This window comes from Paenibacillus sp. FSL E2-8871, assembly GCF_038000345.1.
Classification (GTDB): Bacteria; Bacillota; Bacilli; order Paenibacillales; family Paenibacillaceae; genus Paenibacillus_AQ.
In genome coordinates, this window is the sequence record NZ_JBBOBV010000001.1 from 1,132,656 (window position 1) to 1,148,083 (window position 15,428).

Below are 15,428 nucleotides of genomic sequence, written 5' to 3' on the forward strand. Positions count from 1 at the left end.
GAGTTTTTTATGCGAATAGCGACTATAGGGTCCGTTAGCATTCCAAAAGTGTAATAATACTGCGCTTAGGGTCATCTCAGTCCGATAGGTGCTACGTCGTTGCAGGAGTTCTTGAATCTCAAACCAAACAAAAAGCAAAGGAGATCCCCAGTGGCCTTTCACGGCTTGAGGGAACTCCTTTTTCGCGTTCTACAAACGGCTTGTATCTAGAATAGTTGTTTGTATTTATCTGCAACTGCGCAGATTAACAAACGATTTCACAGGGTTAGGGGCCTTCGAAAATGATAACCCGATGCTATCATTGGTAATGAAGCTGGATGAATAGAATTGTAAGCGCATTAACCGATGGCGCCAGAGCCGTTCTTAGTCATGAACAGCGCCAAATTAAGCAGGATTTGGGGGAACGGGAGCAGACATGAAACAAATTTTATTGAACGATCTAAAGTGGGAAGTCAAAGGGTACTGGCCTTGGGTGCCGTTAAAGGGCACCAGCATGGAGCTGGGGCAGGAATTGATGGGAGTTACAGACTGGATGCCAGCTACTGTGCCGGGTGGAGTTCATTATGATCTCTACAGACAGGGCTGGATTAGCAATCCTTATGAAGAGTTGAACAGCTTAAGCTGTGAATGGGTAGAGAACCGTTGGTGGGTTTACCGCACGACTTTGAAACATCCTGAGCTGAAGGCATCCCGAGTTGAACTGGTCTTTCAGGGGCTAGACTATGAAGCAGCTGTTTACGCCGACAATATCCTGTTGGGTGAACATAAGGGAATGTTCGAGCCGGCTGTATTTGATGTTACAGATCTCCTCTCGGAGCGGGAGAGTCTGGAAATCTCAGTGCTACTGAAGCAGGCACCGGATGAAATGGGGCAAATCGGCAAAACCTCGGCCACCTTCACGCAGAAGAGCCGTTTTAATTATAAATGGGATTTCTCCACCAGGTTAGTTAACGTCGGAATCTGGGATGATGTGGTACTGAGGGTTCACCGGGATTGTTCTTGGCAAGACGTGTCGATCACTACAGATGCGGAGTTTGGTGAAAATGACGGGCAGGTGTCTGGTCGAATTTCTATTCAGGCAAGCATCAAACAGATGGCTGGTCCTGAACGTACAGGGAGGCTGACAGCGAGCATTACTTGTTCTGATCCGAAGGGGAATCCGCTGCTGGTTCAGACGTACTCTGTTCTTGCGGGAGGAGTTGTGAACGCGGAGCTCGAAATACCTGAACCTCAGCTATGGTATCCAAACGGTTACGGAGAACAACCGCTCTACAGCCTTGAGTTGAAGCTAATGGACGAAGACGATATAGAGCTCGATACACGAAGCTTACAGACAGGCATCCGCAAACTTAATTATATCCTTAATGAAGGAAGCCCCGACAACGCGCTACCTTATACGGTTGTGATCAACGGACGCAAGATTTATATAAAAGGTGTAAATATGACACCCTTGGATCATCTCTACGGAAATGTGACGATCGAACAGTATCAGCAGATGATCTATTTAATGAAAGCGGCACATATCAATCTTGTTCGGGTTTGGGGCGGCGGAATCATTGAGAAAAAAGCCTTTTACGATTTATGTGATTTGAACGGCATTATGATCTGGCAGGAGTTCATTCAATCGAGCTCCGGCATAGATAATATTCCATCCAAGCAGCCAGAGTTCCTGGAACTGCTGCGTAAGACGGCTTGCACCGCACTCTGCGACAAACGCAATCATGTATCACTAACGGTATGGAGCGGTGGAAATGAATTAATGAGTGAACCAAACAAGCCTTCAAACCTCAGTGATTCCAATCTGGCGATGCTAAAGGAGCTGGTAGAGCAGTATGATCCGCAGCGGCTCTTTCTGCCGACCTCGGCGTCCGGTCCAGTGGAATATATTACAGAAGCCAAGGGCCAGGGGCATGATGTTCATGGCTACTGGAAGTATATGGGCAACCCCTATCACTACGAATTATATGGCAGTAACGATAATCTGCTGCATAGCGAATTTGGAGTGGACGGTCTGAGTTCTCTCAAAAGCCTAGAGAAATTTCTGAATGAAGCCAACCAGCAGCCTGTCTCGATGGAGAACAGCGCCGTATGGAGACATCACGGGGAGTGGTGGGATACGCTAAGCCGTGAAGAAGAAATGTTCGGTAGCATGAATGATTTGAAGCAGTTCTCTGCTTGCAGCCAATGGATGCAGGCAGAAGGAATCCGCTTCGTGCTTGAGGCTAACCGTCGCCGCAAATTCCGGAACAGCGGCAGCATTGTCTGGCAGTTCAACGAGCCATGGCCGAATGTGTCTTGCACCAATCTTGTAGATTATTATGGTGAAACTAAAATGGCCTACCACTGGGTGAAACAAGCCTTCCGTCCGCAGCATGCTTCGCTAGATTATCGCAGCCTACTTTTAACGCCTGGTACTAGATTTCATGGAAATGTATTCGTGCATGGTGTGGATGGAGGCAAGGTAAAGGTTGATGCAGAAGTGCTAGATGCAACGGGCAGAAGCCTATATCGGCAAACCTTCGAGGCAGAAGGAGACAAAGATCGTGCTGTCTGTGTTGGGGAGTTGAATTTCAGCGTGCCTGAGCCTGAGGATCTATTATATTTTGTCAGATTGTCATTCCGGAACATTGAAGAAGAATCGCAGCAAAATTTATATGTGTTCTCTACCGCTAACCAACATCTTTATGCCCCAGCACTTGATCTTACAGGTGGCAATCTTCAGGTGCGGCAGGAAAGCTTATGGCAACCTACTGGTGTAGAAAAGATAAGTCACCAAGCTCACTTCACTCTCCATAATACTGGTAGTGAAGTACTGTTACATGTACATGCAGAGGAGAAGGGGGACCGCTACTGGATGGAAGCAGAAGAACAGTTCCTCACCCTTTTTCCAGGAGAAAAAAGGACGGTGACGGTTACTTGCACACCAAAACTGTCGGGAGGATTTCTGGCTGGGGAGAATTACTGTAGTACCGACGGTCTGCCAGAAATTAAATTTTGCTCGTTTCTGACAGCACATGGCGATACGATACCAGCAGATGGAGGAGAAGGAATTTATGAGTAAATTATTGTGTTTTGTACCGGGAAAATACGTTCCGCTAAGTCGTTTTATTCTGAGTGGTGGATCTGAACCCATTGCTCTACCCGTTACTAGGGCTGTGGCCGATTACTTAAAAATGCACGATGCAGAACTACTGCTGGCCTGCTTGCGGAGCGGTGAAGTAACTTATCACAAAGCCGGTTGGTCAACCCTGCGAGAGGATACAGTCGAGGCTGAGAACGCTGATGGAACCCAGAATTCAGAGGAAGGAGTGTTCGTATTGGTCAGCCCGTTGCTGACCAATACGCTTCCAGTAGTGTCACACTGGGATAACAGTGCTGCTGAGGGGAAAGGCGGCTTCCGTTATGGTGGGACCGACGGCATCGGGACCCTGCGGATGGACGAAGCTGGAGAGAAGGTTGTAGCTGAGCATGTACGGCTCTATAATAACGATCCAGATAGCCCTTATGTATACAATACCGAAGATTATCAGTTGTTCGGCAGAAACGAAGGGGATAAAGCACTTAAAACCCCGCAATTTGAACGCTATATTGGTGACCGCTACAGTCTCTATGCAGTAGATGATTTAGTTGCCATCTCCTTAAGCGACCGTATCCTTAAGACCTTCGGGTATCCGGTGGTCTACCGTAATGAATCCGCTGACGATGGGGCTCTTTTAAGCAATGCGCCTGTGTTTCAGCTCATTAGCGGCAGTCTGTTAGTTACGGAGAATGGTCAGCATAGCCTTGCGTCCTATATTTTGCCCCCCAATTGGAGTGCGAAAAACGTTAAGGGCTATCCGCTGTTATTCAACGGTTATTATGATGCCAATGAAAATACCTTCAGCACTGTAGGTCCCTCATTTCTGGAGATCATCGGAAAGACTCTGGCCAGCACAGGCAAAGGTGTTGTTGGTGTTCTCTGGAACGGCGGAGGTTACATCGGCAGCCGCTCCCTGCAAGGCTCCATTTACGCCGGCATTGGGGCGGCAATTGCCAAAGGCCAAGATAGCTATGGTGGTTATGCGGAGCAGGTTGTGGCCGTGGGTGGCTCACGCGGTGGGCTGACCGCGTTGCTGGCGGGAGGCAATCCTCTAAGGCTGCCGTACCGGGTGCGGTACACATTGTGTTATGCACCTCCGCTAATTCTGAACGGGCTTACCCGTGAGTTTGCGGAAGGGGCATGCCCGTTGATCTGGCATGTGGCAGAGGTGGACACCGGTTACCGGGATATCTGGAAGAAGGACTGGCGGCATCCTCAGACCGGAAGATCAGGTATCGAGACTCTGCTACAGACACTAACGGGAGCTGGTGACTCTGCAAGTCTGCGGGAAACGACCGGACTGGAATCCGATTTCTTCCTAGACGGCCTTAAAGCGAGCGGCACTAAGCTACTGATAAACCACGGCACGCATGATGCCTTTACCCTCAGCCGATTCAGCTTTACCTTCGCGGCCTTGGTCCGGAGTCGCGGAATTCCACTTCGCCATGAGATCGGCTACCGCTTCGGGCATAACAACTGCACGGACCTTTACGAGCAGGCTGCTCTGTGTCTAAAAGCTATACTACAGGAACAGGAACAGGAGCTTGAATTCACGGGGACGGTGCATTATCGCAGACGCAGTCCAGAAGCGGGCGAGTGGGAGCAGACGGAACGTTTTGTTCCGGTTCATCAGCCAGTTTTTCTGGAGGCACCGAAGTTCGTAGCGGTGGGTAGTCCAGTGGCTTGGACTCTTTATGGAGAGCCGGGAATGGAATACCGCCTAGAGCTGGGAATCCTAGATCAGCAGGCTTGGGAACAGAAGCAGCAGGTAGTCCGTAATGAGTGCATTACCCTCGCGTCCGGTGTTTTAGCTGACAAACAGCATCCTCTTGAACTCTGCTCGTGGCAGGATGGGGTAAGTCAACTCGCTGACGGGCAGCATACGGGTTATTATCTCTATGAGTTATCTTACAGGCTCAAGGGTGAACAGGACTGGAACATAGTATCTCCATCCCGTGTGCCGCAGCCCGGCGTGGAGCCGCAGGCGGTACTCCGCATTTTGGAGGAGCAGCCCAATCCGGCGAGCGAAGCATTTCGAGCGGAAGCAGCAGTCCTATGCATTAGCTCAGGGCTAAGTGAGGCCTAAACAAAACGTCATACCATGAACATGAGCGGTGTACGACCATTCCGGTGCGTACATCGCTTTTTTTTGAAATATAAGAAAGTATAAGTTTCATACCATACACAATCTCTTATATTTCTCGCATGATTGCTTGCCAGCAAAATAAGTAGCTTTACAAACGCTTTCGCAGGGTTACCGGATTTCGAGGTTTTGTAGGAAGCGCTATCATTTAAATATAACAACTATACAACGCCTGACCGGAGTGAATTCTTGGCTTCGGGAGGAAGGAAGGACAGGAGCATGATTGGAAAAACCACTGAACTAAATCCTTTAATGACTAAGAAAAAGAAAGGTTATCCTGAGCGGCGTCTATTTAGAGATTGGTCATCTTGGATATTAATTGTCCCTACGCTGTTTGCCTTTTTCTTTTTTTCCTGGCAGCCGCTGGTCAAGGGCATTGTGCTCTCTTTTTTCAATACAGAGGGTTATAATGCCGTAAGCTTTGCCGGACTGCAGAATTACAAGGATGTGATACAGAACTCAGCGTTTCAGCAGACACTGACCAACTCTTTCGTGTATGTGTTCTGGTCGCTGCTGATCGGTTTTGCTGTACCCATTATAGTCGCAGTTGTGATCAATGAGCTCAGGCATGGGAAATCGTTTTTCCGCTTTTCGGTCTTTTTTCCGAGCATGGTTCCCGGCATTGCTGCCTCGATGTTATGGATGTTTCTGTTTGAGCCTGGGAAGGGCGGCGTGCTGAATATTATGCTGAGTGCTCTGGGATTCCCGGTGCAGCAGTGGCTTCAGGACCCGGACATGACGATTATGCTGATTATTTTCACGATTACCTGGCGGAATTTCGGGGGAACGGTGCTGCTCTATCTAGCCAGTCTGCAAAGCATTAATCATGATCTGTACGAAGCGGCTTCCATCGACGGTGCGAATGTATGGCGGAGATTTAAAAGCATCACCATTCCGCAAATTTCCAGCATGATCGGATTGATGATGATTTTGCAGATCAGCGGTGTATTCCAGATTTTCAACGAGCCTCTGGTTATGACCGAAGGTGGGCCGAACAACGCCTCTATGACGTTAATGCTCCAAAGCTATTACTATGCGTTCCGGAGTTTTGAAGCAGGCCATTCCATGGCGCTGGGGGTTATTACTTTCCTTGTCCTGATGGTGCTAACTATTATATATTTCCGGCTGGATAAGAAATTGAACAGGGAGTAGAAGCTATGAAAACAAAAGAAGAATTTGGTATTATCGGCAATATAGAATATAGATCACCTTGGGTGCGCGTTCTGTACTGGTGCATGTTCTTTCTGATGATTGTGCTTGCCGCCGTCTGTATTCTGCCTCCGGTCTGGATTATGGTTTCGAGTCTTAAAGACATCAAAGAGTTCTATGCGATCCCGCCCACCCTGATTCCTCGCTCATTCAATGTTGGCAAGCTATGGGAGACCTGGCAGGAATTTAACTTTCTCAGTTATTATCTGAATACGGCTTACTTAGCCGTCGGTTCTGTACTGTTCTGCCTTACGTTTAACGGGCTTGCAGGATATTTTTTTTCCAAGCTGAAGCCTCGAGGGAGTGCACTGCTGTTTGCTCTGATCGTGTGGACCATGATGGTTCCGAATACAGTCGGTATGGTACCGCTGTTCAAAAACCTGATTGATTTTCCACTGCTGCACTTGAATCTGACCAATACCTACTGGCCGATGTGGTTTATGGCTGCCGTGAATCCAGTGGTAATTCTGATCTTCAAGAACTTTTTTGATACCATCCCACTGGCGCTGCTGGAAGCGGCCAAAATTGACGGAGCGAGCACCATCGGCATTTTTATCAGGATAATCCTCCCGCTTAGCGGACCAGTTATGGCCACAATTACGATACTAACGATGAACAGTGTCTGGCAGGACTTCTTCTGGCCTTTTATGGTGTTGAAGGATAAATCGACCTGGTCGGTCATTGTGGCCATCTACAATCTGAAAGCGACTTTGCCGCAGGACATTCAGTTTATTGCGCTGACGTTTGCGATCCTGCCGCCGATTATCCTGTTTATTTTTTTCCAAAAGTACATTATGAACGGGCAATCCTTTGGTGGAAGTATTAAAGGGTAACATCACCCGATCACAAACCATTTCACAGTTTTGCCCCGTAGGGTGCTGTAGAAGGTGCGTGGTAAGATGATTTCAGATCCAAAAGAAAGCGCTTTACATGTTGTGAAGAATGCTTTAACAATAAGACTAGGGGGAATTACATTGAGAATCGAACACACCAAAAAAATTACAGCTACACTGGCGCTAACGCTACTTCTTACGGCCGGTCTGGCTGGTTGCGGAGGCTCCAAAGAGGAGAATGCTGGAGGGAATACGGAGGAAGCGAGCAACAAACAGGTGACGATCAAGGTCAGTAACTGGCCGAAGCCGAATGAGGAAGCCAAAATTGCCCAGTATGAGCAGCTCATGGCGAAGATGAAAGCTAATTATCCAGATATCACTGTGGACAAGGATGAATGGGGTTATGATGTCAGCTCTTTCTTGCCTAAAGCGGCTAGCGGTCAGCTTCCTACGGTGTACGAAACCTTTTTTACAGAAACTAGCAAAATCATTAAGGCAAATTACGCGGCAGATATCACGGATACGATGAAAAAATATGGCTATGACAAAGCGATCAATCCAGATCTGCTGAAGATGGTGACCAAGGACGGCAAATATTACGGGATTCCGAAGGACGGCTACGTGATGGGGATGCTGTACAATATGAATCTCTTCAAGGAAGCTGGACTGCTGGACGATAAGGGCATACCAAAGTTCCCTAAAACATATGAAGAGCTAGCACAAACTGCGCAGATCATCAAGCAAAAGACCGGTAAGGCGGGAATATTCCTGCCAACCAAAAGCGGCCAGGGCGGCTGGATGTTCATGAACATTGCTTGGGCTTACGGCGCGGAATTCGAGAAACAGGTGGATGGAAAATGGCAAGCGGTGTTCAATTCTCCAGAGGCAGCGGCGGCCCTGCAATATGTGAAGGACTTGAAATGGAAATATGATGTCCTGCCGGACAATAATCTGGTGGATGTTACGAATGACATGTTCCGCATGTTCGGAACCGATCAAGTCGCTATGAGCTTCGGCATGAATGACTGGCCTCCAGTCATCCAGCAGCAGACCAAAATGTCTAAAGACAATGTGGCAATGTCCGCACTTCCAATCGGGCCCATCGGGAAGCCTGTAACCCTGCTCGGCGGTGGTCTATATATGTTCTCGCCTAATGTAACCCCTGAGCAGATTGATGCTGGATTCAAATGGCTAAAAACCTACGGCTTCACACCGGAGTCCTCAGAAGAGGCATTAACTGGTTGGGATATCGAGAAAAAGACACTGAGTGATCAGGGGCTGATCGTAGGCCCTTACGGACTGCGGATTTGGACAGATGAGAAACGGATCGGTGAAGAACAGAAGATTCTCGACAAATACAACAATGTGAACCTGGATTTGTTCCGTGACTATATGGACAACGGCAGCAAAGGCATGCGTGCAGAAGAGCCGGTCAACGCTCAGGAATTGTACCAGAAGCTGGATATTGTACTGCAAACAGTCCTTACAGACAAAAACGCAAATCCACTGGAGATTTTGACTAAGGCTGCTGAAGAATTCCAACGTGATTATCTCGACAAGGTGAAATGAACACAGTCAAACGGCGGCGTCGTCCTTCTAAAGGGCGGCGATGCCGTTTCTGCGTACATTGCCAAATTCTACTCTAAGGGATAAAGGAGAGGTGCATTATATGGCAGCAAAAGAATGGGGAGACTGGAGCGCGCGATGGATCTGGCCTTTGGATGAGGAAGGGACAGAAAGTTGGGAGCAGCAACACGAGCGAGTGTATTTTCGCAAAATGTTTGAGCTGCCAGCTGGAGCCGGGAGGGCCTACAGTCTGAATTTGGCCATTACTGCTGACAGTCGCTACAGACTCTTTGTTAACGGGCAGCGTTTATGGGCCGGTCCTTGCAAGGGTCATGGTCATGTACACTATTATGAGGAGTTCAATTTGGACGACGTTTTGCAACCAGGTATAAATGTGATTGCTGTTATGGTAGTTCATTATGCTGGGACTTCGCCATTTGAACTGGGTGAAGACGGTCCTCTATCGATTTGGCGCTCGCAAAAAGGCGGCTTGCTTGTAGAAGCGGATGTTATGAACAATGGGCAGCTTGTGCAGGAACTGAATACAGATACCTCATGGAAAAGCATTAGGGACCACAGCTACAGACTTCAGCCGTTTCCGATTATGCGCTGGATGGGCGGATTGGAAGAGGTGGAGGGGGACATGTCGCTGTTGGATTGGACTTTGCCGGAATATGACGACAGCGCCTGGCTAGCCGCAGGGATTGTACAGCCGGTGCGGGATGATTATGGTCAATTAACCCCCTGGCAATTGGCGGAGCGACCGATTCCGCTGCTGTATGAGCGCGAGCAACTCTTCCTGAAGCTGATGCGCAGCAGCAGTGGTGAAGGGGAAGCCCTTTTTGAAAACGGGCATAGTCTGGAGCTGCGGAATGAAGCTGCTGGAGCTTCGCCGCCATTAGCAGGAATACACGTAGAAGGGGGACAGCAACTCTGGCTGGAGCTGGATGCAGGTGAGCTAATCACAGCTTATCCGCAGCTTAAGCTCTTTGGGGGGAAAGGTAGCCGGATCACCCTACTGTACGCCGAGTGCTACGAAGAAGAGACTGGGGATGACGAGATCCGCCGCAAAGCTGTCCGCGACGATATGCAGGAGCATGTGTTAAGAGGCGGATATGACAGCTACCATCCAGCCGGTTATGGCACCTCGGTGCAGATGGAAAGCTATGAGCCATTCTGGTTTCGTACCTTCCGGTATGTCCGGCTGGAGGTGCGTACAGGAGCCGAGCCTTTGACGATATCCGGCTTCAGTTATCGAGAGACTGGGTATCCGTTACTGGCGGAAGGAAGCTTTCATTGCAACGATGAACGATATAACCAGCTCTGGGAGCTGAGTGTCCGAACCCTACAACGCTGCATGCATGAGACCTACGAGGATACGCCGTATTATGAACAGCTGCAATATACCATGGATACCAAACTGATGATGGAGTTTACGTACCTGTTGTCAGGAGACGACCGATTGGCACAGAGGGCAATGGAAGATTATAGGGCTTCGCAGCTGCCAAACGGCATGCTGCAAAGCCGCTTCCCCTCCGTACTGCCACAGGTCATCCCCTCCTTCTCCTTGTATTGGATCGGGATGATTCATGACCACTACAGATCCTTTGGGGATTTGGATATCGTAAAACGATATCGACTGCCACTGTTATCCGTATTGGACTGGTTCGATCAGCGACTGACACCACAGGGTCTGGTGGACAGAACGCCTCGCCAATATTGGAATTATTTCGACTGGGTAGAAGAATGGCCACTCGGTGCACCAGACTGTACGGAAGGTGCACCTGCAACCGTGCTTAGCTTGATGTATGCGGCCGCGTTGGAGCAAGCGGCTGAATTGCTTGCCGCCAGCGGGTGGACGCAGATTGCAATAGAATTACGTCAGCGCAAAGCCGTGGTCAATGCTGCGGTACTGGATTGCTGTCGCCAATCGAACAGCTTGATGTTCCGCGACAGTCCGGCGGCAACAGCGGAAACGCAGCTTAGCCAGCATACGCAGGTCTGGGCGATTTTAGCTGGCACGGTGGACGCTATAGAGGGGGCAGCACTACTAGAGGCTACAATGGCTGACACATCACTGGCTAAACTTTCGCTGCCGATGAGCTATTATCTTTTTCGCGCGTTGGAACATTGCGGATTGTATGACCGCTCCTTCGGACTATGGGCTCGTTGGATGAAACAGCTGGATTTGAACCTCACTACACTCCCCGAAATGGATTCTGTTGGAACCAGAAGTGACTGTCACGCCTGGAGCGCGCTGCCGATCACTGAGTTCACAAGAGGGATATTGGGTGTCCGGCAAGGGATAGAGGGAATAACCATAAAGCCACAATGCGGCGAACTGCAACAGGCCAATGGAATCGTAAGCACAAGTCTGGGTCCAATACATGTAAAATGGGAAATCCATTCAGAAGCGGGACATAAAAGCTTCCATTTTGAAGCTAACTGGCCAGCCGGTTCGGCGATTACAATCATCCTGCCAAATCATGAAGTGCTGCTGACAGATGCAGGTTCTTTTTATAAGGAGATCGACATTAGTCACTTTAGCTGATAGTCTGATTTCAATTGATCTTCGTTTTCGTTGATTCATACACCAGAGGGGGATGGGGTGTTATATGTTCAGATCATTCGGCCGCAACATCCGCCTTGTCCTGGTGCTGTTTATTACCGTTTACATTGCCGCTTCGAGTTTCATTTTGTATCGTACTATGGAGCATAGAAGTTTGGATATGTTGCGGCAGTTGTCCGTTCAATACACTGGCCAGCAGCATAAGAACACTCTTTTGTTCATGAACTGGCTGGAGGAGACCTCGAAGCTTATCTCCAATAATCAGGTGGTACAAAACGCTCTGAAAAAACCAGCGTACGACGGAGCGATTTCTCCGATACTTGAGGGCATTCGCTCCTCTAGCAGTGACATTCTCGGCATTTATATTTGGGGTGAAGCAGGGGGGACGTACTCCTCGAGCAATGTGTCTGGGCTTCTCCCCTTTGCAGAGATCAAGAAAGTTCCGGGAATGGAACAATTTCTGGATAATCAGGAGCAAACTTTGCGCTGGACGGTGCTGAACCGGGAACATCTGATGAACGCACCTTCTGATCTGCGCGACCGTCTGCTGCTTGAGGTAAAAATTCAGAACACGGAGGGGCAAATTTTAGGTCTGCTCTCGCTCGAAGTTGAGATTGACAAGCTGTACAGCTTCTATCTGTCAGGTAAGAATACGATCTACGGCGGGAATGAAGTTTATCTGCTGACAAGTAACGGAAAGCTATTGAATGCGGCGGATGTGCCCATGAAGCGACTGCAAGAAATTAAAACAGCGCTGGCCACACCAGAGAAGGATAATCCAGCTATGCCGGAAGAACAAGATAGTTCTAGTAGCGGTGCTATGGATTTGTTGGAGCGTGAAACGGCCGACGGCTTGATTTTGCTCTATCCGCTGCCCGAATCGGACGAGCGGATAGTCACCTATATCTCTGCAGACGGGATGAATGCAGAGCTGCGGACATTTAAGTATTTAATGATTGGATTAAACATCGTAGTGTTCATAGTGTTCTGGTTGCTGATTTCAATGCTTAGTGGCAGTATTGTTAATCCGCTGAAACAGTTGTATTTGAAAATTAACTCCACGATGAAAGACTAAGATTGGCAGTCGGAATGGCAGACAGAATCTATGAAGCATTGGAATTTCAGGCTACCCGCTAAAATCTGCAAAAGGTCACTGGCTAGCAGTGCTTATATCTACTCAGACAAAGAGGTGTCCCCAAAAGCAATGAATTGATTGCTTATGCTTGGGACGCCTTTTGGTGTTTTTAATAGAGTAGAGAATGCGATGCACAAACTAACCTATGCTTCAACATATCTCGCTCTGGCAGATTAAACTAGTGTCCAAATACACTTAATCGTCTGCTCTTAGTAAAATAGGGTGTTTTGAAAGTCTCTAATTCGTCTGACTCATCTGATTCACTCTAGAACGTTTAACTTACGGGGACTGAAAAATAATGTGTCAGAACGGGAAAATAAAGCATTAGACTGACGAGGACATTACACTAACTTCTACGTGATGATGGTGAATGGATAACATATAAGCATGGAGAAATCATGCGTCACGTCATCGCTTACGAAATACATCTCATTGATGGGATGCTTGGGTGAATTAAATGTTTGAAGCATCTGCATTAGAGGGTTCTTAGGAATACGGCATTCTATCAATAGTCACAATAATTTCACGAATAAGAAAATTTCCAAAATAAAATAATTATGTAAAGGGTGCAGGAAAAGGGTTATCTAATATTTAATTAGATTATGGAGACAAGTTATAAGGGAGAGTTTAATTTGAAGATAAAAGATTTTTATGAATTATTAGATGATAAATTGAAACTAGAGATAACTCAGAGTGAAGATCCCATTTTTAAAAAGTATAAACAAGATTCACAGAAGAAAAGTTATGCTTTATTGATCTGGTTTTTAAAATTTTATGGGCACACATTGTCAGTTAAAGAATTTATCACAGACGGCGATGGCGATTCTTCGTGTGATATTATTTTTTCGAGAACAGACACTTTTGGTAAAAAAATATTTTATGTGATTCAGTCAAAATGGAATAATAAAAATAATTGTGAAAATATGTTTGAAGCATCTGACCTGAAATATTCAATAAACGATTTTGAAACGATATTAAGAGGTGACAAACAAAAGACTTCAAATGAGAGATTTAATAAAAAAAGCAAGGAACTTCTTGAACATCTTGAGAGCAATGGTGAAGCAAGATTTATTTTTCTTTCACTTGGTAGACTAAATCCTAATTGTGAGGACAATATACAAAGTTTCATTAAGACATATGGTCCTAATATTTCATTGAATGTAATAGATATTGAAAAAATTAGAAGAGATTTCATAGAATTTGAGTTCAAAGGACTTTCTACTACAAATCCATTAGAATATAATTATAATCCAGAAGAAAGCAAGATAAAGCTTCAAATTGAACGCTTTGGGGACAAGTTTGATAGAGATTTTATTGATTTTAATGGTAGTAGTAGAGCATATATCTTTATCGTAAAACCTAAAACAATTTATGAATTATTTGAAAAATATAAATTAAGTCTTTTTTATAAAAATGTTAGAAATCCACTGATATTTTCAAGTTATAACAAAGAGATAAAAGAAACTTTGGAGAAAAGACCAGGTCTTTTCTGGTATTTTAATAATGGCATTACTGCAATAACAAAGCTTATACCGGAAATTGGAGTGAATGCTAAACAAGTCGAATTGACAGGTTTGCAGATTATTAATGGAGCACAGACGGTTTATTCAATTTATTTAGCGTATAAGGATGCAAATTTTATTCAACGCGAAATAATGGATACCGATGCACGTATTACTTTGAGACTAATTAGATCTAGTGATGAAAGTTTTAATTTTTCTATAACCAAGTATACAAACTCACAAAATGCAGTAAGAGCATTCGATTTTATGTCAAATGATGAACACCAGATTAGAATTCAAAATGAATCATTTAATACTAACTATTGGTATCAGAGAAGAAGAGGAGAATTTCTTACTGAGAATAAACCTACTAATGTTCGAATTATATCGAACGTACGGTTTGCAAATGCTTACGTAGCATTTCATTTACAAAATCCACACGACGCAATTGAAAAACGGAATTTATTTTTTATATCACAGGTAGATAACAGTAATGGTTTGTATGAAAAAATATTTAACGAAAATACCACGTATGAGGATATGCTAGCTTCATTAATTATCTATACGTTAGTTCAAAATGGTTATGAAGTTGATAAAGATGATGATGATATTACAAGAAAAGGTTTTGGAAAGATTAGACGAAGTTTAGTTATAAGTGTGGTTTCATTAACTAAAGTATATTTGGAATTATATTTAAAACGAAAATATGGTGATTCAACTCGGGTTAATGTATCTCTATTTATTAACAGGTGTTTTGAAGAAAAAGATGAGTTGAAAATGAAACTAATTGGTAGAATAACTAAATTGAGTCATAATAGAGTGACTTCTTCCTCGGAATTTAATGATACATACGAAAAATTATTGGATTCAAATAATTACTATATCAGAACTGCGGATGAACTTAGGGAACACGGCGTTAATCAAGGGTTGCTGGATTATATAGAGAGTGGAAATGAAGATGATGACGAAGAAGTCGCAGTTACCTTTGAATCTCAAATCTAATTCCACGCAGATAATTAGAATGCAGGCGTGAATTGATGAAGAAGACTAAATTCTTAGTATTAAGTAGCTTAGTTCATTTTAATTCTAGCAAACTATTTCTATTGGATTATTTTTTTTGTTAATCCTTAGAATTCTAAACCTAATGTTGATTAAGAATGTGTTTATGAGAATACGAAGTTGTTTATTATTTATTGGTATTATTTTTGTAACCATCGCTCTAGTTAGGACCTTTGTTTTTTTGAGGAAGACTGTATAACTAATCAGGAGGAGCCTCGATCCTTATAACCTAGGATACGCGGCTCTTTGTAATTAAACATATTCTCCAAACAAGAGCAAATAGGTCTAATTCAGCGGATTTTTTCCTTTACCTGCGCCTTCCCACCAATCAAG

General features: G+C 45.5%; 8 protein-coding genes. All 8 read left to right on the forward strand.

The features are described from left to right. Positions 1 to 415: 415 nt before the first annotated feature. The 8 genes from NYE25_RS05260 to NYE25_RS05295 all read left to right on the forward strand — a co-directional run bounded on the left by NYE25_RS05260 (position 416) and on the right by NYE25_RS05295 (position 15,038). Positions 416 to 3,061 (forward strand): glycoside hydrolase family 2 protein, encoded by a 2,646-nt coding sequence (locus NYE25_RS05260; RefSeq protein ID WP_341145312.1) that lies wholly within the window; start codon positions 416 to 418, stop codon positions 3,059 to 3,061. Then, positions 3,054 to 5,165 (forward strand): hypothetical protein, encoded by a 2,112-nt coding sequence (locus tag NYE25_RS05265; protein WP_341145313.1) that lies wholly within the window; start codon positions 3,054 to 3,056, stop codon positions 5,163 to 5,165. The genes NYE25_RS05260 and NYE25_RS05265 overlap by 8 nt, the downstream gene beginning before the upstream one ends. Positions 5,166 to 5,441: 276 nt before the next feature. Beyond that, a complete protein-coding gene (locus NYE25_RS05270) occupies positions 5,442 to 6,374 on the forward strand; it encodes a carbohydrate ABC transporter permease (protein WP_341145314.1) in 933 nt (310 codons plus the stop codon). A 5-nt stretch (positions 6,375 to 6,379) separates the two neighbouring features. Beyond that, a complete protein-coding gene (locus NYE25_RS05275; RefSeq protein ID WP_341145315.1) occupies positions 6,380 to 7,264 on the forward strand; it encodes a carbohydrate ABC transporter permease in 885 nt (294 codons plus the stop codon). A 141-nt stretch (positions 7,265 to 7,405) separates the two neighbouring features. Then, the gene (locus NYE25_RS05280; protein WP_341145316.1) at positions 7,406 to 8,833 is read left to right on the forward strand and encodes an ABC transporter substrate-binding protein; all 1,428 of its coding nucleotides are present in this window, start codon (positions 7,406 to 7,408) and stop codon (positions 8,831 to 8,833) included. Between the two features lie 100 nt (positions 8,834 to 8,933). Then, positions 8,934 to 11,381, forward strand: a complete 2,448-nt coding sequence (locus NYE25_RS05285) for an alpha-L-rhamnosidase-related protein (RefSeq protein WP_341145317.1) — start codon at positions 8,934 to 8,936, stop codon at positions 11,379 to 11,381. 64 nt (positions 11,382 to 11,445) lie between these two features. After that, positions 11,446 to 12,474 carry a cache domain-containing protein gene (locus NYE25_RS05290; RefSeq protein ID WP_341054980.1) on the forward strand — a complete coding sequence of 343 codons (1,029 nt, stop codon included), beginning with the start codon at positions 11,446 to 11,448 and terminating at the stop codon, positions 12,472 to 12,474. A 692-nt stretch (positions 12,475 to 13,166) separates the two neighbouring features. Further along, a complete protein-coding gene (locus NYE25_RS05295; protein ID WP_341145318.1) occupies positions 13,167 to 15,038 on the forward strand; it encodes an AIPR family protein in 1,872 nt (623 codons plus the stop codon). Positions 15,039 to 15,428: the final 390 nt, after the last annotated feature.

Excerpts from the sequence above, each read along its gene's own strand:
- NYE25_RS05260 (WP_341145312.1), top strand. The coding sequence starts at position 416 with ATGAAACAAATTTTATTGAACGATCTAAAGTGGGAAGTCAAAGGGTAC.
- NYE25_RS05265 (WP_341145313.1), top strand. The coding sequence starts at position 3,054 with ATGAGTAAATTATTGTGTTTTGTACCGGGAAAATACGTTCCGCTAAGT.
- NYE25_RS05270 (WP_341145314.1), top strand. The coding sequence starts at position 5,442 with ATGATTGGAAAAACCACTGAACTAAATCCTTTAATGACTAAGAAAAAG.
- NYE25_RS05275 (WP_341145315.1), top strand. The coding sequence starts at position 6,380 with ATGAAAACAAAAGAAGAATTTGGTATTATCGGCAATATAGAATATAGA.
- NYE25_RS05285 (WP_341145317.1), top strand. The coding sequence starts at position 8,934 with ATGGCAGCAAAAGAATGGGGAGACTGGAGCGCGCGATGGATCTGGCCT.
- NYE25_RS05290 (WP_341054980.1), top strand. The coding sequence starts at position 11,446 with ATGTTCAGATCATTCGGCCGCAACATCCGCCTTGTCCTGGTGCTGTTT.